This window comes from Rhizobium cerradonense (assembly GCF_030182455.1).
GTDB lineage: Bacteria > Pseudomonadota > Alphaproteobacteria > Rhizobiales > Rhizobiaceae > Rhizobium.
The window spans coordinates 403,941-425,416 of sequence record NZ_JAQJCK010000002.1 but is presented as its reverse complement, the minus strand read 5'-3'; the positions used below and the strand labels follow the sequence as shown (position 1 = coordinate 425,416).

Below are 21,476 nucleotides of genomic sequence, written 5' to 3'. Positions count from 1 at the left end.
CGCGATCGCAAGTCCTCCCGCACCGTTCAAAGCCGCGCCGGCTGACGCACCGTGCGCTCATTCTCCACATTGCCGGTATTGAGCGTCGTGTTCCGCTCCAGCAGCAGAACCTCGCATGTCGGCTCCGCCGTGGGGCAATGTTCGACGCCGTGCGGCACGATGATGTATTCGCCAGGGCCGAGGATGATATCGCCGCCATTCTCCTCGCGCAGCTTCATGCGAAGCGTGCCTCTGATAACGAGGAACAACTCGTCCTCCTCCTCGTGATGATGCCAATGAAAGGCGCCTTCGAGTTTGACGAGTTTGATCTGAAAGTCGTTGATGTCGCCGCCGATCCGCGGGATCCAAGGCTCGTTGAACGCCGCAAAGGCTTTCGTGAGATTGATTTTCTTCAGCTCTGACATGCGCCTCCTCCTTTTCCCTCCAACGATCGAATGCCGGGACGCTATTGATGGCGGCCGCGTCAAACGCAACGCCACCACATTACCACACCGGGACCATATCGAATTCTTCGAACGGAATCGCCGAAACTTTGCGGATGGTTCGCGCGGGGGAACGGGGGTAAAGGCCTCCCCCTAATGGAATTGCTATAGGCGACGGAAAAATCATGACGGCAAACACTGTCGAATTCGGGCTCGATACCTTCGGCGACGTGACCCAAGACGAAGGTGGAACACTGGAATCCCACGCACAGGTCATCCGTAATGTGATCGAGGAAGGCGTGTTCGCGGACCAGCTCGGGGTCGATTTCTTCGGCATCGGCGAGCATCATCGTCAGGATTTCGCCGTCTCCTCGCCGGAAACGGTGCTTGCCGCGATTGCCGGCCGTACATCGCGTATCCGCCTTGGCTCCGCAGTCACGGTTTTGAGCTCAGACGATCCTATCCGCGTCTTCCAGCGTTTTTCCAGCCTGGATGCGGCCTCGAGCGGGCGCGCCGAGGTGATCCTCGGCCGCGGTTCGTTCACCGAATCCTTCCCGCTCTTCGGTTTCGAGCTGTCGCAATATGAAAAACTGTTCGAGGAAAAGCTCGATCTTTTCGCCGCCCTGCTTTCCAACGAACCGGTCAACTGGAAGGGAACGACACGCCCGCCGCTCAGCAATCAGCGCGTCTTCCCGACGATCGAGAAGGGTAGCCTAAAGACATGGATTGGCGTTGGCGGCAGCCCGGCTTCGGTCGTCCGCGCCGCACAATATAACCTGCCGCTGATGCTGGCGATCATCGGTGGCAGCCCTTACCGCTTCCAGCCCTATATTGATCTCTATCACAGGGCGTTCGCGCAATTGGGCGGTACGGTTCAGCCGATCGGCATCCATTCGCCGGGCTATATTGCCGATACGGACGATCTGGCCCGCGAAGAACTGTGGCCGAGCTACAAGGCGATGCGCGATCGCATCGGCCGCGAGCGCGGCTGGCCGCCGATGACGCGCAACGAATTCGATAGCGAGATCGAAAGCGGTTCGCTCTATGTCGGCTCGCCCGAAACCGTCGCCGCCAAGCTCGCACCGGTCATCAAGACGCTCGGCATCAGCCGCTTCCAGTTGAAATACAGCGCCGGCATGCTCAGCCACAGCAAACTGATGCATTGCATCGAACTTTATGGCCAGAAAGTTATCCCCGCGGTGCGAGCGGCGATAAGCAACGAGAGCTGAGATCCAGCTTTTTCAGCGGAAGGCTCGCCCTTCGGCGATCAGGCCGAAATCTCGTGGAATGTCATGGCAACGCCGTTCATGCAGTAGCGCAAGCCTGTCGGCTTTGGCCCGTCCGGAAAGACATGGCCGAGATGGCCGCCGCAGCGGCTGCAATGCACAGCCGTACGCGCCATGCCGAAGGAATGGTCCTCAGTCGTTCCGACTGCACCGTCGATCGGCGCCCAAAAGCTCGGCCAGCCGGTGCCGCTGTCAAACTTCGTGCTTGAAGAGAAAACATCCTGCTGGCAGCCGGCACAGGCGAAATTGCCCTTGCGCTCCTCATGCAGCAGCGGGCTGGAAAAAGGATATTCCGTCCCCTCCTCGCGCAGCACGGCATATTGGTCCGGCGTCAGCAGCTTGTGCCATTCTTCGTCGGTGTGGGTAACGGGAAATTTCTCGGCCGCAACGACCGGGCCTGAAGCCAAACCAAGTCGGGCCGCAACCGCCCCGAGGCCAGCGGCGATGAGGAGAAGTCGTCTGTTCAACATGTCTGGAACTCCCATCGAAGGGACGATCACCTGTCCCGCAAAATATACGGCGCTGGCGCGGATTTTGTTACATATCTGCGCGTGAAGCACCGAAACGTGATCATGAATGTGACTTTCGGCATGGTCTTACCCGAAAAATTCGAGCGGCTTTCGGATAAGATCATGCAAAATCGACAGCTATCCGTTGCCCAGGATTCACTGCATGAACAGTCTCACACCGATCCTTTCCACCATAACGGCGTCCTTCCTTGGCTCTTTCGTCGAGGTCGTGGAAGCTTTCACTATCGTCCTTGCCGTCGGCGTCACACGGAGCTGGCGTCCGGCGCTGACCGGTGCCGCTCTCGCGCTTGCGGTGCTTGCAGCCCTCGTCCTCATCTTCGGGCCGCTGTTGGCGCTGGTGCCGATTACCACACTGCAATTCGTTGTCGGCGTTCTCCTGATCCTGTTCGGCATGCGCTGGCTGCGCAAAGCCATTCTGCGCTCGCTCGGCGTAATAGCCCTGCATGATGAGGAAGCAGCCTTCTCCAAGGAAACAGCGGCGCTCCGGCAACAATCCGAGGACCTGCGCGCTGATTATCTCGCCGGCCTTGCTTCGTTCAAGGCGGTGCTGTTGGAAGGCGTCGAGGTGGTCTTCATCGTCATCGCCGTCGGCGGTGCCCATGGCCTGACGCTCTTTGCCGGCCTCGGCGCTCTGGCTGCGTTCATCCTGGTGATGCTGATCGGTCTGCTGGTCCATCGCCCGCTCGCGACAGTGCCGGAAAACACGCTCAAATTCATCGTCGGGCTGATGCTGACCAGCTTCGGCATTTTCTGGACCGGCGAAGGCATCGGCGCGGATTGGCCAGGCGAAGACCTTGCGCTTATCGCCATCTTCGCAATCGTTGCCCTGGCGTCCTTCGCCATCATCCGCAGCCTGCGCGGCTCTATCGGCAAATCCACAGCAAAGGCAGTCCAATGAACATTATCCGCATCGCCCTATCCGAACTTATCGGCATGTTCATCGACGACGGCAGCCTAGCGGCCTTTTCCCTGATCCTGGTGATCGCGGTCGCTGTCGCGGTCAAGCTTCTCGCATTGCCGCCGCTCATCGGCGGCCTGCTTCTGCTACTGGGCTGCCTCGCCATCCTCCTATACAGCGTTCGCCGCGCCGTGAAACGATGACATGACTATTCCTCTGCGGGCACCGGCATGCTCCCTCGACAGAGGGTCTCGCAGATGCGAAGAATTACGGGAATTTCAGCGCGATCGAGAGGCGTTCAGATGAGCAGCGCGTATCCGGAAATCTATCTGGTTCGGCATGGACAGACGGAATGGAGCCTGTCCGGCCGGCACACTGGGCGAGCCGATATCCCCCTTACCCCCGCCGGTGAAGAAGCCGCCCGCAAGGTGGCTGGCCGCCTGCCCGCCATCGATTTCGCTACTGTTTGGTCGAGCCCGTCTGAGCGCGCCAAAAGCACCAGCACGCTCGCCGGCTTCGGCGATGCCCGTGCCGTCAAGGACGATCTGGCGGAGTGGAATTATGGCGCCTATGAGGGCGTCACCACCAAGGAAATCCTTGCTCAGCGCCCCGGCTGGCAACTCTTTCGCGACGGATGCCCTGATGGCGAAACCGCAGCCGATGTCGGCGCAAGAGCCGACAGGATTATCAGCGAGCTACGGCAGGTGAACGGCAACGTCCTGATCTTCTCCAGCGCGCATTTCCTGAGGGTCTTCGCCGCCCGCTGGCTCGGCCTTCAGCCGCAAGGCGGCGCACATTTCGTGCTCGACACCACCAGCATCAGCATCCTCGGCTATGAACACGATCTGAGCGAACCGGTCATCCGCCGCTGGAACCAGGTTTAACGGGACGTCGATCGATAGACATCGAGCGGCAATAGGGCCGCTCGATCAAAGCTCCGCGACCACCCTTACCAGGCAGTCAGCCCCAGCAGTTTTTCGCCCAGCGGTGTCAACACCGCCGTCTCGGCATTGTGTTTTTCCCACTCCCGGGGATCACCGGGAAACGCGTCACGCATCGGATGATCGCGCTCGCGCCACAAGCGGATGCGTTCTTCACGCTCGGCAACATTGTCGAACTCGGCCGGATGCATCGAAATATACTGCGCCATGCGGACGCGGTTTTCCGCATGGTTTGGGCGGACGCCATGAGCAAGCAATGAATTGAAGATCATCAGATCACCCGGCTCCATGTCGATGTTGACGACCGAAAGTCCGGCCATGTCGGGGTGCATCGGGTCCCGATCCGCGGGCTGGGTTTCTTCCCATTCCTCAAAGTGCTCGAACAGCTCCGGCACGCACTGAAAACCCCCGACATCACCGTCCTGCTTCTTCAGGCTCAAGACGCCCTGAACCCCTATTGGCAGGGGGCGAAGGGACGTGTCGACATCCCAGTGAATGAAGCCGTTCGGATTGCCCTTGATCTTCTTCGGGGGATTGAGATTGGCGCGATCGATCGTCACCCACAGGTCTTCGCGGTCCCAAATATCAACGAAGGCGCCATAGATGCGCGGCTCCATGCGATTGTCCCAAAGGTACTGGTGATTGTAGATCTCCAGCATGCCGGTGTTGTTGAGCTCCTTCATCTTGTGCTCGCGGCGCTGTGGCGCATACCAAGTCGATGGATCATTCGGGTCCTTCTCGTCGAAGGTCCAAAGCACCTCTGCAAGCCGCTCGACATTTGCCGGGGGGACAGCCTGCCGCACGATCACATAACCCTTGGTGATCCAATGCTGCCAGTCTTGTTGCGAGAGAACCCGCAGCGGCAATGTCTTCCTTATGTCCTTCAACTGCGTCACGGCCGAAGAAGCGGTTGGATGCGCGTCCCGTTTCAAACTTTGCTGCATATGAGTCTCCCATCTGGTTATCCCTGTCACGTCAGGCGATGCTCGAGCAATAATGGGATGTCGGCAGTCCGTGTTGCTTGGTCCTGGCTTTTTCTGATACTATTCTGGCTTCTGTACTCTAGTTGACGCCCGATGAGACCCTATCTTGAGATATTGCCGCAGTCGCCGGAAACGTCGTGGAGCATGCTCAACCGGCGGCTCGACGATGTCATCCCCTTTCAATGGCATCATCATCCCGAATTCGAACTCACGCTCACGCTGAACTCGATCGGTCAGCGTTTCATCGGTGACCATAGCGGCGATTACGGCGACGGCGATCTCGTGCTCGTCGGACCCAACCTGCCGCATACATGGGCCTCACGCGCAAAGATCGATGAGCATAAGCCGCATGTCGCCCTTGTCTTTTGGTTCCATCGCGAATGGCTGTTGCAGATATCAGGCGGTGCTGTCGAATTTCGGCCGATCGAGGCGATGGTGATGCGAGCCGATAACGGCTTGCAATTTTCGAAAGAGATCGCCGCGGCGGTACGGCTGGAATTCGAAGCAGTCTTTGAAAAACCGCCCGTCGAACGGCTGCTGTCGCTGTTGAGCATCCTTGTCACCATTGCCGGCGACAGGCAGGCGATGCCGCTTGCGAGCGCACCAGGCCAATCGCAGGAACTGAGGGAGAGCCGGGAACGCATCGACCGTGTTCTGACACACATGCATCTCAACTATGCGCGCGCCGTCAGCCTGGACGAATTGGCCGATATCGCCGCGCTCAGCGTTTCCGGTCTGCATCGGATGTTTCGCCGCCACACCGGCACCGCCATTTCCGACTACCTCATGCGTATGCGCATTGGCGACGCCTGTGCTCGCCTCTCCTCCACCAATCAAGCGGTCCATCATATCAGCGATGCCGTCGGCTATAATTCAATCGCCAATTTCAACAGGCAGTTCAAAACCCTGAAAGGCATGACGCCACGGGAGTACAGAAGATTGTTCGTCAGACGGTGACTCAGGGAACTCGAAGCAGCGCGGCAATCCTTGCCGCCGCGGCGTCCGCAGCCTCGGGCGCCATGCGTGCTATGCCGAACAGCAGTCCCGACCGCGGAGGGCCAAGATGCAGCGCGGACATGGAGCGAAGCGCAAAGCCCTGAGCGTTGATCCTTTGTAAGGCCGCCCGGTCATCCGTGCTGGCGTTGCGGAACCATGTCGCCAGTTGCAGCCCGCCGGTGCCCTCGCCGATATCGAGCCAATCTCCGCAATGACGGCGCAACGCGGAAACAGCCGCTGCCATACGCGCGGCATAGATCGCGTTCATGTGCCTCAGATGCGCGCGAAAACGGCCTTCGCGGATAAAATCGGCAAGCGCCGCCTGGATGTGGATCGGCACGACAGCCCCTCTCAGCCGCTGCGCGGCCGCGGCCTCGGACACGAGCCAGGACGGCACGACTGCGTAGGCGACGCGCAGGCCGGGGGCGAGCGTCTTCGAGAAAGTTCCGAGATAGGCAACCACTTCGCCGCGATCGATGCCCTGCAGCGCGGCGATCGGGCGGGAGGCATACTGGAATTCGCTGTCATAATCGTCTTCCAACACCACCGAGCCGTTGGCGCGGGCAAATTCCAGCAGTGCCAGACGGCGCGGCAGGCTCATCGTCACGCCGGTCGGATATTGATGCGAGGGCGTGACATAGATCAGCCGTGGCGGCGGACCGGCGGCTCTTGCGACATCGATGCCCGCCTGGTCGCATGGCACCGGCGCGAGGTCCGCGCCTGCCATCCGCAGCAACGCCTGCGCCGTGGCATAACCCGGTTCCTCCATCCAGGCGATCCTCCCATCTGGGCGATCAGGCTGCAACAGGACGCGCGCCAGCAGATCGATGGCGGCTCCGGTGGAGGGAACGATGAGGAGTTGTTCGGGGCGGGCAGTCACGCCGCGCGTGGCGGAGATATGATCGAGGATAGCCTCGCGCAACTCGCGAATGCCGCTATGCGCGCCGTAGCCGAGATCATGCACCCGCAGCGAACGGCCGCGAGCGCCGAGGCATCGCGCCCAGGCGGCGTGCGGAAAAGCTGAAACATCCGGCACGCCCGGCTCGAACAGGCCGCCTGCGGCACTCTCGGTCATCGGCATCGGACTGAGCGGCGTCGACGCAGCTTGCCCTTGCAGAGGCGGTGTCGTGAATGCGGCGACGCGGGTCGCGGCACCCGTCGCCGATTGCAGATAGCCCTCCGCTTTCAGCCGCTCATAGGCGTTGACCACGGTGGAGCGCGCAACACCAAGCGAAATCGCGAGCATTCGTGTCGACGGCAGCCGCTGTCCCGGCGGCATCTGCCCCTGGAGTATGCGATCGCGCATCACGCGATACACTTGGCCTTCTAGGTCGCCCGCCACGCGATCGAGCGCCGGCCATTGTGCAATCGCTGCCATGACATCTCCAACTGGTCTGCTAGAAATACAAAAACTGGCTATTTATAACCTACCTCTTTGGCGGCATAGATCAAAATGATACCAGTGAGGAAACGATGGCTGACCTTTACCCGCCCCAAGCTGACGACTATCCGACCACCGAACGCTCGCGCGTGCGGCGCGAACATCATCGCGGCAGCCATGCTCGCACGAATGTCCATGCCATTCTGGATGCATCACCCCTCTGTCACGTCGGCTATGTCATCAATGGTGCGCCCTATGTGACGCCGACGCTGCATTGGCGCGAGGGCGACCATGTCTATTGGCACGGTTCGGCGGCAAGCCGCTTTCTGCGCGCGGCTGAGGATATGCCTGTCTGCCTCACCTGCAGCCTCATGGATGGTTATGTGCTTGCCCGTTCCGCCTTCAACCACTCGGTCAACTACCGTTCCGCCATGGTTTTCGGCACGGCCCGCCTTCTCGAGGATGTCGAGGAGAAGGCCGATGCGCTCCGCCGCTTCATCGAAAATCTGTTCCCCGGCCGCTGGGACGGCCTGCGACCGATGACCCGCCAGGAGGTGAAAGCGACATCGGTCCTGAGGATGGAAATAGACGAGGCGACGGCCAAGGTCCGTAACGGCCCGCCAGGCGATATTGACGAGGCGGATTTCCCCGTCTGGGCGGGCGTCCTGCCGGTGCGAAGCCATCTGGCTCCGGCGGAAGCGGCACCGGGATTGCCGCATGGGATAGAGCTACCCGAACCGCTGGCGGCACTGATACAATCGGGCCGGATTAGATAGATTATTTTTTGATTTGATACCAAAGGACTTCGATATGGACCTTGCGAATTGGAATGGCGTGCCGCGCCCGGAACGGATCACTTTGGAAGGCCGCTATGTCCGGCTGGAGCCGCTCGACCCGGCGCGCCATGGCGCTGATCTCTACGCCTCGGCGCAAGCGCCCGGTGCCGAAGATCGCTTCCGCTATCTGTTCGAGAATGCACCGGCCGATCTCGCCGCCTTCACGCCATGGCTCGAAAAGGCCGCTTCCGGCACCGACCCGCTGTTTTTCGCTACGATCGACAAGCGGACCGGCAAGGCCGAAGGCCGCCAGGCGCTGATGCGCATCGATCCCGTGCATGGCGTCATCGAGATTGGCAGCATCCTCTGGGGGCCGGCGATCGCGCGCAGCCGCGTCACCACCGAAACGCTCTATCTCTTCGCTTCCTATGTCTTCGATACGCTCGGCTATCGCCGTTTCGAGTGGAAATGCAACAATCTCAACGAGCCATCGAAGCGCGCTGCGGAGCGTTTCGGCTTCACCTTCGAAGGCATCTTCCGCCAGCACATGGTCGCCAAGGGCACGAACCGGGACACCGCCTGGTTCGCGATGATCGACGCCGATTGGCCGCGCCTGAAGGCCGGCTACGAGAGATGGCTGTCTCCTGAGAATTTCGACGAGGCCGGGCAGCAGAAGAGCAGGCTGACGTTCGACCGCTGATCGCGCACCCGGCGGTCGCTCCGATTCGAGAGATGACCGCCGGCCACATCGGCCTTGTCAGACCGCCCGGAACGCGTTCTGCAACATGAGAGAAACGCAAACGCTTCCGACGAACTCAAGATTTCGCTTCCTCGCCCACAATCATCGCGGTACATATCGCGCATATTTTTAGCGCCACCCCACCCCGATCGATTAGAATCCGAGGATAATGGCATGACATTTCAAAACAGTTCGCGTCTCTACGCTGCTGTTTCATCCTTGTTGTGGCCGGTGATCTTTTGCGCCGGACTGACAGGCTCCTATTTCGCGTTTCAGTCGCCGATGCGGCTCCTTTGGTTCAATGTCGTCTACCTCTCCATCGTCGCGACGATTGCGCTTTTCGAGCGGCTTATGCCCTATGAGGAGACCTGGCTGGAACGCGACGGCGAGACGATCAGCAATATCGCGCACACGCTTTTGAGCAAAGGCAGCGTGCAGATCGCAGCAGCCATTGGCACGTCATTTCCGATGGCGGTGGCGACCGTGGCGCAGCCTCTCCTGAGCCACCAGGCCCATATATGGCCGGAGCAATGGCCGCTGGCCTTGCAGGTCGTGCTGGGACTAATCATCGCCGAATTCGGCCTCTATGCCGCCCATCGCCTTGCGCATGAGTACCTGTCCCTTTGGCGGTTCCATGCCCTGCATCACAGCGTCGAGCGGTTGTGGGTCATCAATACCGGGCGTTTCCACATCATTGATTCGCTGTTCAAGATCGCGCTCGGCCAGATCCCGCTCTATCTCTTGGGTGCGCCGCTGCCGGTTTTCCTGTGGATTGGCGCGGTGACGGCGTTTATCGGCCTCCTCACCCATTGCAACATCGACGTGCGCACCGGCCCGCTCGACTGGTTCCTCTCGACGCCGCGCCTGCACCGCTGGCATCACTCGAAACTGCTTTCCGAGGGCAACACCAATTACGGCGAAAACCTCGTGATCTGGGACCAGATTCTCGGCACCTACTACAATCCGCCGCGCCCCTCCTCCACCGACATCGGCATCAGCGGCAAGGTTGCCAAGGGCTTCCTTGCCCAGCTCGTGCAGCCCTTCTCCACCAAGGGACGCAGGCAGATCATCGGGAAAAAGCCGAAGGAGCTGGTGGCCAAGGAAAAGCTGGCAGCAAGGAAGGCCTCCCTTCGTAAGCAAGCCGACGAACCGATCCGAAAACGGGCTGAAGGATGATGATGAACGGCATCCGCCGGTTGGTGCCGAAGTGCCCAGGAGATGGCCGGAGGGTATAGACTTTTTTCATCGAAACCGGCGCCGCCAAATGCCTGGATGCAACCAATGCTCGGAAACCTATTTCAAACCGAGAAGATATTGTCATCTAACGTGTATTGAAAAAGATACCCCACGGCGTTACCTATCCGACGCAAATTGATGGTCATGACAGATTAGGAAAATCATTGAAATGGAAGGGAGATTTACCCCAGATCATCTCAAGCAACTTCATAGAATATTTTTCACATCGCGTGAAATAGACCGGCTTGAACGAGAATTCATCAAGCAAGGCATAGCACATTTTCACGTTTCCGGTGCCGGACATGAGTCGACGGCGCTGCTGAATGAATTCCTCCATGATGACGATTGGTTGCATCTGCATTATCGCGACAAAGCCTTGATGCTGGCGCGCGGCATGCCCATTCGTGAGTTTTTCTCCAGCCTTCTCGCCACGGCCAATTCCCATTCCTCCGGCCGGCAGATGAGCGCGCATCTTTCCTCCCGCGCTCTCAACATCACCTCCATCGTCGGCCCCGTCGGCAATAATGCACTGCATGCCGTCGGCGTTGGCGCCGCGCTGAAGCACAAGTCCGGCATGCCGATTGCCGTTTGTTGCGTCGGTGACGGCACCACGCAGCAGGGCGAATTCGTCGAAGCCGTGGCCGAAGCCGTACGCAGCCAATATCCCGTCGTCTTCATCATCGAAGACAATAGTTTCTCCATCTCGACGCGCACCACCAAGCAGACCTTCTTCGACCTACCGACCGGGCCCGCCTCTTCTTTCTACGGCCTCGATATCATCCGTGCCGATGGCGACGATCTGCAGGCATCGCGCGAAGCTTTCCGCAAAGCCGTCCGCCACAGCCGCAACAACCGCACGCCGAGCCTGGTGATCCTCAACGTCGAGCGCCTATCCGACCATACCAACGCCGACGACCAGAAAACCTATCGCACCCAGGATGAGATCGAGACCGGCTCCGTCCGCGATCCGCTGGTCAATCTGCGTGCCGCCCTGCTGAAGGCAGGTGTCGATGCCGATGCGCTGGAAAAGATCGAGAGGGACCTGACTGCCGAGGTGCAGGCCGAAGCAGCCCTTGCCCGCAAGGAAGATGCGCCGCATGTCGAGCCGGAGGCGAAAGCGCCCTACCCGGCTTCGTTCGACAAAACCCCCGAATACCGCGGCGGCAAGAGCGCGGTCACCCTGACCATGCGCGAAGCGCTGAACGGCGTGCTCGACAAGCAGCTTGCCGACAATCCCGATGTCGTCCTCTTCGGCCAGGACATCGAAGATCCCAAGGGCGATGTTTTTGGCGTCACCCGCGGCCTCAGCACGAAATATCCCGAGCGGGTGCGCAATGCGGCGCTCAGCGAATCCACCATTGTCGGCACTGCTGTCGGCCGTGCGCTTGCCGGCGAGCGGCCGGTTGCCTTCCTCCAATTCGCCGATTTCCTGCCGCTCGCCTATAACCAGATCGTCTCGGAGATGGGCAGCATGTACTGGCGCACCCAAGGCGCCTGGGAATCGCCCGTCATCCTGATGGTGAGCTGCGGCGGCTATAAGCCGGGCCTCGGCCCGTTTCATGCGCAGAGCTTCGAAAGCATGCTGGCGCATACGCCGGGCATCGACGTCGTCATGCCCTCCAGCGCCGGCGATGCCGCTGGCCTGCTCAACGCCGCCTTCGAGTCACGCCGCCCGACCGTCTTCCTTTACCCCAAGGCGGTGCTCAACAACTCCGACGGCCGCACATCCACCGATCTCGACACGCATTTCGTCCGCCCCGGCCTGTCGCGCTATGTCGCACGCGGCCGCGACCTGACGCTGGTCACTTACGGCAACACGGTTTCGCTCTGTGCCAAGGCGGCAAGCGCCTTTGAAGCCCAGGGTTTTTCGGTGGAAGTCATCGACCTTCGCTCGATCTCACCCTGGGACGAGAAGGAAGTGCTCGCCAGCGCCAAGCGCACCCGTCGCCTGATCGTGGTGCACGAAGACAATCGCACGGTCGGCATGGGCGCCGAAGTCGTCGCGACCGTCACCGAGAAAACTGACGTGCCCGTCATCGTCCGTCGGCTTGCCCGCTCGGATGCGCATGTACCCTTCAATTTCCGCAATCAGTTGGAAACGCTGCCGTCCTACAGCAAGCTGGTCGATCTGATGGCCGAGGTTCTCGAATGCGAGGTCACCTGGCATGAAGAGGACAAGTCCGGCCCGACCGCAGCCATCAAGGCTATCGGCTCCGGCCCGGCCGATGAAAGCGTGCTGGTGACCGATATGCTGGTCAAGCCCGGCGATACGATCGAGGTTGGCCAGCTCGTCGCCGTGGTCGAGGCGACCAAGGCTTCGGTTGAAATCTGCGCTAATATCGGCGGCGTTGTTCAGGAGGTTTTCGCCAAGATCGGCGATCAGATCGCCACCGACAGCGCGCTTTTGACTGTCGATGCCAACCGTGACCTGAGCGAACGCAACTTCGCGCTGGCCTCTGAGACCCACAATAAATTCGTGCTGCGTCGGTTGAAGTCGCATTCGATCCCGGCGCTACGCCGCCATTCCGGCAATTTCACCGAAATTGCCGTCAGCGGCATGGGCTTTGCGACCGGCGCCCGCCGCGTCAGCAATGAAGATATCATCCACAATTGGCCGAACCGGCGCGCCGAGGAAATCTTTGCCCTGACCGGCATCAAGAGCCGCTTCTGGGTCGGCCCCGACGAAGGCACGTTGAGCCTCGCGACCAAGGCTGTCCGCGATCTCCTGCGCCAGACCAATATGACGATCCACGATATGGATCTCGTCATTGCCGCCACCGGCACGCCCGATATCGCCACGCCGTCGCTCGCAAGCCGCGTTGCGGTCGCCGTTGCCGAAGACGGCGTGCGGCCATCGCTTGCCGCCTATGACATGGGAGCCGCCTGCTCCGGCTATCTCTACGCCCTGCAGCAGGCCTACGATTTCATCGCCCAGCAGAACGATGCCAAGGTGCTGATCGTCACCTCGGAAGTGCTGTCGCCGCTGCTCGACATGAACGATTTTTCCACCGCCATCCTGTTCGGCGACGCCGCCACGGCTTGTCTGGTCACCAGCCGCGACATGGCCCGCAATCCGCTGTTTGCCGCGAGCCGTCCGGTCATCAGCGGCCGTCCGGAGCCGGGTGACCTTCTCTACGTGCCGTTGCCGGACGAAGGCGTCATTTCGATGAACGGCCGCTCGGTCTTCACCGAGGCCGTGCATTCCATGTCGCGCTCGATCGAGGACGCTTGCGTCGATGCCGGGCTTGAGCTCGCCAATCTCGATCTTCTGGTGCCGCATCAGGCGAACCAACGCATCATCGACACCATTGCCAAGCGCAGTGGCCGGCCGGCACTCAGCGTCATCGAGACCTACGGCAACACCAGCTCGTCGAGCATCCCGCTCGCCATGATGCATGTGGCCAATGAACGCTCTGAGCCACTCAACCTCGGCCTCGTCGCCTTCGGCGGCGGCATGACGTCGGGCGCAGCCATCGTGCGCACGATAAAATAACTGTAACCGGCTTCAGACCGACCAAAACAAAACCCCGGAATCCTCCTAGGATCCGGGGTTTTCTGTAAGATCTATACGCGCTGTAGCCTATGCCTTCGGGCGATTTCTCAGCGCCTCGGCTTCGGCATAGAACTTCTTTTCCCATTCTTTGTGATTGTCGAGGCCTTCGCGGATGAAGGGCGTGAAGATCGCCAGGTTCATCAGCGCCCAGTTGACAATGCGGGCCGGGAATTTCAGCGGCTTGACGAAATCGACAAACAAAACCACGCGGGTCTTGTCGGTGTGGTTCCAAGCCTCGTGCTCATAGGCGTCGTCGAAGATCAGCGCCTTGCCTTCCTGCCAATGGCAAATCTGCTTGTCGACGCGGATGGCGAGCTTGTCGTTCGGCTCCGGCACGATGAGGCCGACATGCAGGCGCAGCACGCCATTATAGGGGCCGCGATGAGCCGGGAGATGCTTGCCTGGCTCGAAGATCGAGAACATCGCCGTTTTCAGGCCCGGAATTTTCTGCACGGCCGCCCAGGTGTTCGGGCAGGCCTTGATGTTCTGTTCGGATTTCACGCCGAAACCAAGAAGGAAGAAAGTCTTCCAGCGGCTATCCGTCGAAATGGTCTTCACATCGGTGGAGATGTCCTGAAAGGTCGGCAGTTCGCTCTGTCGCTGCAGCACCTTTTCCAGCTCGGCGCGGATCGCGGGATAGTCTTTCTCGATCTCGGCGGCCCACGGAAAGGTCGCATTGTCATAGACCGGCGGATTGCCGAGTTTGGCGTATTTCAGATTGAGGCTTTCGGCCCAGGCGACGATGCTCATGAAAAAGCGCGTCATTGCGCTGGGGCGATCCATCGGCGCGATGCCGGCCGTGCCGAAGGTTTGTTCCGGAGCACGCGGCTCAGTGGTTGTGGGAGCTGGTACGCTCAAAGTGCTCTCCGTCATGTCTGTCTAATAGGGGCTATATTGGGAGGGAGGAAATCTTGTCTCAGAGGAAGTTGCGTGGAAATCTTGGGAGGGCGATAGGTCCGACAATTGCAGCCTTTGTCTGGCCCATCCTTGATCGGCGCGCGACTCCTTTGTTATGCAACGATCATAATAGGCGATTATATGAGTTCGTTAGTCGAATTCCGCAAGGGAAACCGTTCGTGAGAGCGGCGTCTTGTCATGCGATGAAATCCCAACGAATTCTCCGAAATGCTGCGCTGCGGAATCGGCAAAAATACGGCCGGCAGCGACGCCTTTTGCCGCAGGCAACTTCACATTTTCGATAGCCGCGCCTTATCGAGCGTTCACCCCTAAGCGAATAGTTTATACCGTCTGGCTTTGCGCGAGCAGCCGAATGATCATGAGCCCGGCCACCAATGCGCCCAATGACAAGGCGACCGAAAGCGCGACATAGATCAACGAAATCGCCCATTGGCCCCGCTCCCAGAGCGCGACCGCATCCAATGAAAAGGTCGAGAATGTCGTGAAGCCGCCAAGGATACCTGTGGTCAGAAAGAGCCGAAACTCCTGCGGCAGCCCGCTGCGGAGAACGAAATATTCGGTCAGCAGGCCCATGATCAACGAGCCGACGACATTGACGGCGAGAGTCCCGAAGGGAAAGCCGAGGCCAAACAAACGGATGGTCGCCTGATTGACACCGAGACGAAAGGCGCCGCCCAATCCAGCGCCAAGGAAGACGATCAGATAGTTCATGAAACTCCCCTGGTAAAAATTAGAACGGCAAGCTTGTCGCTGATCATGGCTCCGAACCTTTCCCTTGGGATTGCAATGACGTCTGGCGAACTTTGCCGATCATGTCGCCGAGTGAATTGACGCCGAGATCGCGAAGATGGCGAAGGCTGACGTCGGGGGGAATGGGATTGGCGGCGGCACTCTTCGCGATACCGATACGCTGCGACAGGTAGATACTGGTGTGACCGCTGCAGATATAGGCAAGAAAGCAGGCTACGGCGAAATAGACCGTATGCGTCGCGCCGAAGAGCTCGATGCCCATGATCATGCAGGCAAGCGGCGTATTCGTAGCGCCTGCGAAAACCGCAATAAAGCCGAGAGCCGCGAAGAGATCGACCGGCGCACCGAGAACGGCGGCAACGGCGTTGCCGAGCGCAGCACCGATGAAGAACAGCGGCGTCACCTCCCCGCCCTTGAAACCGGAGCTGAGCGTCACAATCGTGAAGACCGCCTTCCAAAACCAGCTCCAATAGTCGATGCGCGCCGGATCGAAGAAGCCGAGAATCGTCGCGTCGCTGGCATTGGGCGACCAGACACCGAGACCCAAATATTCGCGTGTGCCGAGCACATAGACGAGGCCGATCAGGACTGCGCTGGCGATGACGGGCCTGACCGGCGCGTAGGCGCAGATGCTCTTAAAGGCCGCCGACATCCCGTGGGAAAGTTCACTGAAGCAGCGGGCCATCAGCCCGAAGAGCACGCCGGCGATGCCGACTTTCCCAAGCAGCAGCGTGTCAAGATGAAACGCGCTCGCCGGAGTGCCGGCAAGATAGACGATATGATACTGAACATGTTCGATACCCCAGGCATGGCATATCCAGTCGGCCGCAATCGCTGCAGCAAGAGAAGGGATCAAAGCCTCGTACTGCATGCGCCCGATCGTCAGCACTTCCAACGCAAAGATCGCGCCGGCAATCGGCGTACCGAACACCGCACCAAAACCGGCGGCAATGCCGGCCATCAGCAGAATACGAACCTCGGCGTGGCTTAATCGGAAAAGCTTGGCAAAGGCGCTGGCAATACTGCCGCCGAGCTGTACTGCCGTTCCCTCGCGCCCCGCCGAACCGCCGACCAGATGCGTCAATACGGTCGAGACAAGGATAAACGGCGCCATACGCAGCGGCACGCCGCCGCCGGGCTCATGGATCTGCTCGACGATCAGATTATTGCCGCCCTCCGCGCCCCGGCCGAAACGCTGGTAGACCAACACCATCAGAAAGCCCGCGACCGACATCAGAAAGATCAACCAGGGATGATCGAAACGCGCAGCCGTCGCCCGGTCGAGGCTCCACAGAAACAATGCACAGAGCGACCCGACCACGGCAGCCATCGGCACTACCAGGATGATCCATTTGAATATGCTGCGCAGTTGCTGAAAGCGATAATGAAAAAATGAGAATGCGGACATCAGCTCGCCTCTCCCGGAAGACCGGCGGTGGGCCTGTCGGGGACAATGATCATTGAACAAGAAAGAGGTGACAACAGGATTGCGGACATGACTCTACTCCGTCGCCCCATCGGGCGTATTGAGTAGGAGTCATTAGCGACCCTGAAAATTCAGAGCAGCGGTTCGGCCACCATGGCCCGGCAGAATCCATTACCGTTGGATTTTCCATACAGATAGGCGAATGCCCCTGTCAATCCGGCGTCGCAAGCACGGTCTTCATCAATCGGCTTTGGCAACCATTTCGATAGGAGCGAGCAAGCCGCCTCCGACCGATGTGCTGACATTGCCCATCCGCTCCGCCGCCCTCGGCCCCATCAGCGCGCCGAGGCTCAGCCCCTGCCCGCCGTTTGCGGCGCTGGCGCGCATCTCCTGCGCCATCCGGATCGCCAATGCGCTGCGATCCTGTTCGAACTCCACCGTGAAGCCGGCCCCTTTGAGCAATTGACGATAGGTCATGGGACTGCACACGAAACTTGTTTCCGGCGTCATTGCCCAGGGCATAGGATAAGGCACCGCGCCGTCGCGAACCTGCATGATCTCGTAAAGGCCGAACCGGCCGCCACGCTTCAGCACCCGCCGTATTTCAGCAAACAACGACGCCTTATCTTCGATGTTCATGCCGACGTGGATCAGCGTCGCGCGCTCGAAGCTTTCATCGGCAAAAGGCAACGCCAGCGCGCTCGCCTGATGGAACGACACCTGCATGGTCATGCCGCATCGCGCGGTCAGGGCATTGGCGACGTTGACGAATTCCTCGGTCAGATCGACACCGGTGACGATACAACCATACTCGCTGGCTATATAGCGCGCCGAACCGCCAATCCCTGATCCGATGTCGATAAGCCGCATGCCATCGAGCAAATCGAGATCTTTGGCGAATTCCACCGTAGCCTCGCGCCGCCCGAGATGGAATTCATCGACACCGGCGAGATCGTCGATGCTGAGATGCTCGATATCCTTGCCACTGGCCGTGAGCCCGCCGAGAATCGTCGCCTCCAGTGATCCACGCGTATAGTGGCTTGCAACCTGTTCTTCGGTGGACATGACCCCTTCTCCCATGACCCGCATTCACACGATCATGAAAGAATGCTGCGCCCCCGCCCCCGCTGCGTCAAGCGGTTGCAGCGACACGGCGTATCTGGTGGCCCGGCAAATGGTGCATAGGGCAGATCGGGATCGAGCAAGGGTTTGCGCAGTTCGATGTAAATGGGCAGAACTATCCCATCGCCTTCAGACACCACGTTGACCGCGCCACCCGGCCCTTCGCTAAGGCTCAGGGCGTTCGTCGGCTGTACCGGCTCTGCTCCTCACGCCATCCTGATCCCTGCAAGCAGTAGGGAGAGTTCCGGTTGCCGGTTTGTGTCCGTCTTGCGATAGATCGATTTCAAATGGGCGCGGGCAGTCTGATAGCTGACGGTACGCTGGGCGGCGATGTCGTGCAGCGTCATACCCTGGGCAAGCAGCAGGGCAATTTCCGCCTCGGCGCGGGTCAATCCAAAAAGCTTGGTCAGGGTTGCCGGGCGCTGGTGGACTTTCTCCTCAGGGTCCTCGATGGTCGCAAAGGCACAGGAATGACAGAAAATATCCTGCATGCCGCCATCGAGACGCTGCATGCGCACGATAAGCGGCCGCCTGCCTTTGCGGCTGAGCAGCAGGATATCAGGCTCCCCCGTTGTCAGCAGGTTGTCTTCGCCCAATACGACCTTGAGCTGCCGGTCGAATGCGTTTGCGTCATCCTTGCGGGTCGGACGCATTTGCCCCTGGGTGATCTGCAGATCGGGGCCGAGCAATCGGCGCATCTTCTCGTTGACGGTGGTCACAAGGCCCATCCGATCGAAAAAGACGCAGGCGACGTTGGCCATTTCGAAGGCGGCCGCCATGCCCTTCACTTCACTTGCGGATATGTCGCGCATAATTCTCGCCGTGATCATAAGTTTCTGACGAATGCGATATAAATTTCTTGCTTCTTCTCGGCTGTAGGGACCGTCCTTGATCCGCCGCTGCAAGGCAAAAGCCAGGAGATCGTCACCTGACGAAAAACCTATTATTGCCGACCAACGCAGGCCAAAACGTTCTTGGGAATGGTAGAAGTCGAGTGTTTTGAACTCGTCCTCCCCCGCGAAATCCTGCTCGACCATCACTCCCGCACGTCTCATGATCGGCACGTTCTGTCTGCGAAAGTCCTGCCTGTACCACTCTTCCGCGAAATAATTCTCCATCGCGGGAATAAGACTTTCGGTGACGATGAAGGTATTCAGCAACCGACCTTCGATCGGCGCGATGTTGACGCCGTAGGATCCGGTCGCGGCCGAGACCTTCTCCAGCACGACCGGCCACAGCGTCGGATCCAGCGCAGCGCCGAAGAATCCGTCCGTTGCCCGGTCTAGCGCATGGAGATCAAACCGCATTGTCCCCTCACCTCGGCCTGATCGGCCGATCCAAGCACTTCACCCACCATACCCATAAGTATTATGTGCGAATCAGTTTATTGATATAAATTCTAAATAATTCAAGAAACATTTTTGGTATTAGCGATATTTTATAGAATATTCTCAATATACGATATGTCTAATATATAGAAAATAATCAACGATATCATCGTTTTAATAATAAAAACAAAATATACCTTGGAATTGTACTGTCTTCAAAAGAAACGGCCGCCCGAAGGCGACCGCGTGAACGTCGAAGGTAAAAAAGAGGTGCTGTCAAACCTTTAGTTCGCGTCTCTCCACTTCCGTGACCATCGCAAGATCCAGCACCCGCTGCAGGTTGGCGGCATGGCGGAAGGTCGGGTCCTGATGGCTGCCGGTCATGACGGCATCGGCGAAGCGCTGATAATTGGTCGGCACCGGCGGAACCTCGATAACCTTCCATGTCGCCGTTTCGGTATCATCGCCGAGGCAGGCACGCAGCTCGGAGCCAGCCGGACTATGGGAAATTTCCAGCCCGCCTCTCTCGCCATAGATACGCAGCTTCAGCTCGTTGAGATGCCCCGTTGCCCAGCGGCTGGCATGCACGACACCGAGCGCGCCATTGGCGAAATCGACCGTCATCGAAAAGCTGTCGTTCGCGTCGAGCGTGTATTCGCCGATGCGCTCATCCGGCGCCTTGTTGAAGGTCTTCAGCCGGGCAAAGACGTGGTCGATATCCGTTGCCGCGCCATAGGCGGCGAAATCGAGGATATGGATGCCGATATCGCCAAGCACGCCGTTCGAACCATGACCGGTCGACAACCGCCACAGCCACTTGGATTCGCTGCGCCAATCGCCCCAGGCCCTCGAGACCAGCCAGCTTTGCAGGTAGGACGCCTCCACATGCTTCACCGTGCCGATCTCACCCGATATCACCATCTCGCGTGCCCTCTGCAGCGGCGCGACATTGCGATAGGTAAGGTTCACCATATTGACGACGCCGGCGCGTTCGGCCGCCTCCGTCATTTCCAGCGCCTTGTCGTAATTCTCCGCAAGCGGTTTCTCGCAGAGCACATGCTTGCCGGCGGCAAGCAGCGGCAAGGTGGTCGGATTATGCGCCCGATCCGGCGTGACGTTGGTCGCCGCGTCGAACTCGCCCCAGGCGAGCGCTTCGTCCAGCGACGAAAAGCGCTTCTTGATATCGAACATATCGGTGAAGGCCGTGAGCCTCGTCGCATCCGTATCCACGGCACCAACGACCTCGACACCTGGAATACGGGCGAAATGCTCCACATGGTTCTTCGCCATGCCGCCCGTGCCAACAACTATGAGACGCATATTGTACCTCAGCGATAACCGGCTTCGCCGGCCTGGTGGAGTTTCGGGCCACGTTCGACGATCGGCTCCAGCGCCTTTTCGACCGGGACATTCGGCGCATCATGGATGCTCGCCTGCGTGCCGAGCGGATTGTGCGCCCACTTGACGCCGTTGATCAGCACCTTCTGCACGGTCTCATTGTGATAGGTCGGATAGGTCTCGTGGCCGGGGCGGAAATAGAAGATATTGCCCGCGCCGCGACGCCAGGTCATGCCGGAGCGGAAAACTTCGCCGCCCTGGAACCAGGAAATGAACACCGTTTCCAGCGGCTCCGGAACGGAGAACTGTTCGCCATACATTTCCTCGTTTTCCAGCTCGAAATGCTCGCCAAGGCCGGCGGCGATCGGATGGCGCGGATTAATGACCCAAAGACGCTCGCGCTCGCCGGCCTCGCGCCACTTCAATGCGCAGGGCGTGCCCATTAGCCGCTTGAAGATTTTCGAGAAATGGCCGGAATGCAGCACGAGAAGGCCCATGCCTTCCCAGACGCGCTTGGCGACACGCTCGACGATTTCGTCCTTTACGGCGCCGTGGTCCTTATGCCCCCACCAGACGAGGACATCCGTGTCCTTCAGCCGTGCCTCGCTCAGACCATGCTCGGGCTCCTGCAGCGTCGCAGTCGTCGCCTCTATGCCGGCATCCTTATTCAACGCCTTAGCGATCGTCGTATGCATGCCTTCCGGATAAATCTCAGCGACGACCTTGTTGGTTTGCTCATGGATATTCTCCCCCCAAACGACGGTGCGAATGGTCATTTCGGTGCTCCTCTAAAAACACACTTAATGGAATAGGTTGGCCGATCCAAAGCGCTTTGAGAAATAGCCGCTCAACT

General features: G+C 59.5%; 20 protein-coding genes. 9 read left to right on the top strand and 11 right to left on the bottom strand.

The annotated features are described in order from the left end of the window. Positions 1–26: 26 nt before the first annotated feature. Positions 27–404, bottom strand: coding sequence for a cupin domain-containing protein (locus PH547_RS06230; protein ID WP_104823937.1), 378 nt, complete (start codon positions 402–404; stop codon positions 27–29). A gap of 203 nt (positions 405–607) precedes the next feature. Between PH547_RS06230 and PH547_RS06225 the strand changes: the two genes are divergently transcribed. Beyond that, positions 608–1,651, top strand: a complete 1,044-nt coding sequence (locus PH547_RS06225; protein WP_104823938.1) for an LLM class flavin-dependent oxidoreductase — start codon at positions 608–610, stop codon at positions 1,649–1,651. Between the two features lie 38 nt (positions 1,652–1,689). Here the strand turns inward: PH547_RS06225 and msrB are convergent, their stop codons facing one another. Beyond that, positions 1,690–2,178 (bottom strand): peptide-methionine (R)-S-oxide reductase MsrB, encoded by a 489-nt coding sequence (gene msrB / locus PH547_RS06220; RefSeq protein ID WP_104823939.1) that lies wholly within the window; start codon positions 2,176–2,178, stop codon positions 1,690–1,692. Positions 2,179–2,380: 202 nt separating this feature from the next. Here msrB and PH547_RS06215 point away from each other — a divergent pair, with 202 nt between their 5' ends. The 3 genes from PH547_RS06215 (at position 2,381) to PH547_RS06205 (ending at position 4,020) form a co-directional block, all read left to right on the top strand. Continuing rightward, positions 2,381–3,136, top strand: coding sequence for a COG4280 domain-containing protein (locus PH547_RS06215; RefSeq protein ID WP_104823940.1), 756 nt, complete (start codon positions 2,381–2,383; stop codon positions 3,134–3,136). After that, entirely contained in the window at positions 3,133–3,339 is a 207-nt protein-coding gene (locus PH547_RS06210; protein ID WP_104823941.1) for a hypothetical protein, read from the top strand. The genes PH547_RS06215 and PH547_RS06210 overlap by 4 nt, the downstream gene beginning before the upstream one ends. A 99-nt stretch (positions 3,340–3,438) precedes the next feature. Next, a complete protein-coding gene (locus PH547_RS06205) occupies positions 3,439–4,020 on the top strand; it encodes a histidine phosphatase family protein (RefSeq protein WP_260303090.1) in 582 nt (193 codons plus the stop codon). Positions 4,021–4,085: 65 nt separating this feature from the next. Here PH547_RS06205 and PH547_RS06200 read toward each other — a convergent pair whose 3' ends face one another. Then, complete coding sequence (locus tag PH547_RS06200; RefSeq protein WP_285167783.1) at positions 4,086–5,021, bottom strand: phytanoyl-CoA dioxygenase family protein; 936 nt, start codon at positions 5,019–5,021, stop codon at positions 4,086–4,088. Between the two features lie 132 nt (positions 5,022–5,153). On the opposite strand from PH547_RS06200, the gene PH547_RS06195 reads away from it, so the two are divergent. Then, on the top strand, positions 5,154–6,017 hold the full coding sequence (locus PH547_RS06195; protein ID WP_104823944.1) for a helix-turn-helix domain-containing protein: 864 nt from the start codon (positions 5,154–5,156) through the stop codon (positions 6,015–6,017). 1 nt (position 6,018) lies between these two features. Here PH547_RS06195 and pdxR read toward each other — a convergent pair whose 3' ends face one another. After that, positions 6,019–7,434 (bottom strand): MocR-like pyridoxine biosynthesis transcription factor PdxR, encoded by a 1,416-nt coding sequence (gene pdxR, locus PH547_RS06190; RefSeq protein ID WP_104823945.1) that lies wholly within the window; start codon positions 7,432–7,434, stop codon positions 6,019–6,021. A gap of 95 nt (positions 7,435–7,529) precedes the next feature. Here pdxR and PH547_RS06185 point away from each other — a divergent pair, with 95 nt between their 5' ends. The 4 genes from PH547_RS06185 (at position 7,530) to PH547_RS06170 (ending at position 13,681) form a co-directional block, all read left to right on the top strand. Beyond that, complete coding sequence (locus PH547_RS06185; RefSeq protein ID WP_104823946.1) at positions 7,530–8,213, top strand: pyridoxamine 5'-phosphate oxidase family protein; 684 nt, start codon at positions 7,530–7,532, stop codon at positions 8,211–8,213. A 34-nt stretch (positions 8,214–8,247) separates the two neighbouring features. Beyond that, positions 8,248–8,913, top strand: a complete 666-nt coding sequence (locus PH547_RS06180) for a GNAT family N-acetyltransferase (RefSeq protein ID WP_285167778.1) — start codon at positions 8,248–8,250, stop codon at positions 8,911–8,913. Between the two features lie 213 nt (positions 8,914–9,126). Continuing rightward, on the top strand, positions 9,127–10,128 hold the full coding sequence (gene olsE / locus PH547_RS06175; protein ID WP_285167777.1) for an ornithine lipid hydroxylase OlsE: 1,002 nt from the start codon (positions 9,127–9,129) through the stop codon (positions 10,126–10,128). Between the two features lie 229 nt (positions 10,129–10,357). After that, the gene (locus tag PH547_RS06170) at positions 10,358–13,681 is read left to right on the top strand and encodes a thiamine pyrophosphate-dependent enzyme (protein WP_285167776.1); all 3,324 of its coding nucleotides are present in this window, start codon (positions 10,358–10,360) and stop codon (positions 13,679–13,681) included. 87 nt (positions 13,682–13,768) lie between these two features. On the opposite strand, the gene olsC is transcribed toward PH547_RS06170, so the two are convergent. From olsC to PH547_RS06135, 7 genes are all read right to left on the bottom strand, one after another. Then, complete coding sequence (gene olsC, locus PH547_RS06165; protein ID WP_285167775.1) at positions 13,769–14,614, bottom strand: ornithine lipid ester-linked acyl 2-hydroxylase OlsC; 846 nt, start codon at positions 14,612–14,614, stop codon at positions 13,769–13,771. Between the two features lie 366 nt (positions 14,615–14,980). Beyond that, on the bottom strand, positions 14,981–15,370 hold the full coding sequence (gene crcB, locus PH547_RS06160; protein WP_285167774.1) for a fluoride efflux transporter CrcB: 390 nt from the start codon (positions 15,368–15,370) through the stop codon (positions 14,981–14,983). A 43-nt stretch (positions 15,371–15,413) separates the two neighbouring features. Continuing rightward, complete coding sequence (locus PH547_RS06155; RefSeq protein ID WP_285167773.1) at positions 15,414–16,817, bottom strand: voltage-gated chloride channel family protein; 1,404 nt, start codon at positions 16,815–16,817, stop codon at positions 15,414–15,416. Positions 16,818–17,075: 258 nt separating this feature from the next. Beyond that, positions 17,076–17,900, bottom strand: coding sequence for a class I SAM-dependent methyltransferase (locus PH547_RS06150; protein ID WP_104823952.1), 825 nt, complete (start codon positions 17,898–17,900; stop codon positions 17,076–17,078). A gap of 263 nt (positions 17,901–18,163) precedes the next feature. After that, on the bottom strand, positions 18,164–19,264 hold the full coding sequence (locus tag PH547_RS06145; protein ID WP_285167772.1) for a helix-turn-helix transcriptional regulator: 1,101 nt from the start codon (positions 19,262–19,264) through the stop codon (positions 18,164–18,166). A 297-nt stretch (positions 19,265–19,561) separates the two neighbouring features. Further along, entirely contained in the window at positions 19,562–20,605 is a 1,044-nt protein-coding gene (locus tag PH547_RS06140) for a Gfo/Idh/MocA family protein (RefSeq protein WP_285167771.1), read from the bottom strand. 8 nt (positions 20,606–20,613) lie between these two features. Further along, positions 20,614–21,399 carry a ThuA domain-containing protein gene (locus tag PH547_RS06135; RefSeq protein WP_285167770.1) on the bottom strand — a complete coding sequence of 262 codons (786 nt, stop codon included), beginning with the start codon at positions 21,397–21,399 and terminating at the stop codon, positions 20,614–20,616. Positions 21,400–21,476 lie beyond the last annotated feature (77 nt).

Excerpts from the sequence above, each read along its gene's own strand:
- olsC (WP_285167775.1), bottom strand. The coding sequence starts at position 14,614 with ATGACGGAGAGCACTTTGAGCGTACCAGCTCCCACAACCACTGAGCCG.
- PH547_RS06150 (WP_104823952.1), bottom strand. The coding sequence starts at position 17,900 with ATGTCCACCGAAGAACAGGTTGCAAGCCACTATACGCGTGGATCACTG.
- PH547_RS06210 (WP_104823941.1), top strand. The coding sequence starts at position 3,133 with ATGAACATTATCCGCATCGCCCTATCCGAACTTATCGGCATGTTCATC.
- pdxR (WP_104823945.1), bottom strand. The coding sequence starts at position 7,434 with ATGGCAGCGATTGCACAATGGCCGGCGCTCGATCGCGTGGCGGGCGAC.
- PH547_RS06145 (WP_285167772.1), bottom strand. The coding sequence starts at position 19,264 with ATGCGGTTTGATCTCCATGCGCTAGACCGGGCAACGGACGGATTCTTC.
- msrB (WP_104823939.1), bottom strand. The coding sequence starts at position 2,178 with ATGTTGAACAGACGACTTCTCCTCATCGCCGCTGGCCTCGGGGCGGTT.
- PH547_RS06135 (WP_285167770.1), bottom strand. The coding sequence starts at position 21,399 with ATGACCATTCGCACCGTCGTTTGGGGGGAGAATATCCATGAGCAAACC.
- PH547_RS06170 (WP_285167776.1), top strand. The coding sequence starts at position 10,358 with ATGGAAGGGAGATTTACCCCAGATCATCTCAAGCAACTTCATAGAATA.
- PH547_RS06195 (WP_104823944.1), top strand. The coding sequence starts at position 5,154 with ATGAGACCCTATCTTGAGATATTGCCGCAGTCGCCGGAAACGTCGTGG.
- PH547_RS06215 (WP_104823940.1), top strand. The coding sequence starts at position 2,381 with ATGAACAGTCTCACACCGATCCTTTCCACCATAACGGCGTCCTTCCTT.
- PH547_RS06185 (WP_104823946.1), top strand. The coding sequence starts at position 7,530 with ATGGCTGACCTTTACCCGCCCCAAGCTGACGACTATCCGACCACCGAA.
- crcB (WP_285167774.1), bottom strand. The coding sequence starts at position 15,370 with ATGAACTATCTGATCGTCTTCCTTGGCGCTGGATTGGGCGGCGCCTTT.
- PH547_RS06230 (WP_104823937.1), bottom strand. The coding sequence starts at position 404 with ATGTCAGAGCTGAAGAAAATCAATCTCACGAAAGCCTTTGCGGCGTTC.
- PH547_RS06180 (WP_285167778.1), top strand. The coding sequence starts at position 8,248 with ATGGACCTTGCGAATTGGAATGGCGTGCCGCGCCCGGAACGGATCACT.
- olsE (WP_285167777.1), top strand. The coding sequence starts at position 9,127 with ATGACATTTCAAAACAGTTCGCGTCTCTACGCTGCTGTTTCATCCTTG.
- PH547_RS06140 (WP_285167771.1), bottom strand. The coding sequence starts at position 20,605 with ATGCGTCTCATAGTTGTTGGCACGGGCGGCATGGCGAAGAACCATGTG.
- PH547_RS06155 (WP_285167773.1), bottom strand. The coding sequence starts at position 16,817 with ATGTCCGCATTCTCATTTTTTCATTATCGCTTTCAGCAACTGCGCAGC.
- PH547_RS06200 (WP_285167783.1), bottom strand. The coding sequence starts at position 5,021 with ATGCAGCAAAGTTTGAAACGGGACGCGCATCCAACCGCTTCTTCGGCC.
- PH547_RS06225 (WP_104823938.1), top strand. The coding sequence starts at position 608 with ATGACGGCAAACACTGTCGAATTCGGGCTCGATACCTTCGGCGACGTG.
- PH547_RS06205 (WP_260303090.1), top strand. The coding sequence starts at position 3,439 with ATGAGCAGCGCGTATCCGGAAATCTATCTGGTTCGGCATGGACAGACG.